At 51.5% G+C, this 433-nt stretch carries 1 protein-coding gene; it reads right to left on the bottom strand.

Translation table 11 applies throughout. The features are described 5' to 3' along the window. Positions 1–433: hypothetical protein (locus AOQ29_RS07755; protein ID WP_158530766.1), on the bottom strand; the 433-nt coding region annotated here is incomplete at both ends.

Below are 433 nucleotides of genomic sequence, written 5' to 3'. Positions count from 1 at the left end.
TGGGCTGGTAGACGTTGGTGGGCTGGACTTCTTTGACGCCGGGGATGGCTTTGATTTTGTCGGCATCACCAACCTTGGCATCAATTGATATCCCATTAACCAGGTAACCAAAGGACTTTTGAGCGTGGTGGCCCGCAATCTTTTCAATCTTTTGCTGGGCTGTCTTGTGTTGGTCAATCACTGCCTGGCTGGCCTGGTTAACTGCCGGAGCAACAGGCTTTTGGCCAGGATTAGTCAGTTTTAGTGCGGCCGGATCACGATCAAACTCGACTAACATGGTAACGGTACTCTGCTTGAGCACCTTAGCTGAATGCGGGTCAGGTAACCCTTTCGCCTGGAGCTGGGCGTGGGCAGCCTTTTGAAACTTTTGATTGGCTTCGTCAAGCTGATGTTGGTGGTCCTGACTGAATTTCTGCTGGTCCGCTTCATTCGT

This window comes from Fructobacillus ficulneus (assembly GCF_001047075.2).
GTDB lineage: Bacteria > Bacillota > Bacilli > Lactobacillales > Lactobacillaceae > Fructobacillus > Fructobacillus ficulneus.
This window is presented reverse-complemented; position numbering and strand designations above follow the sequence as displayed.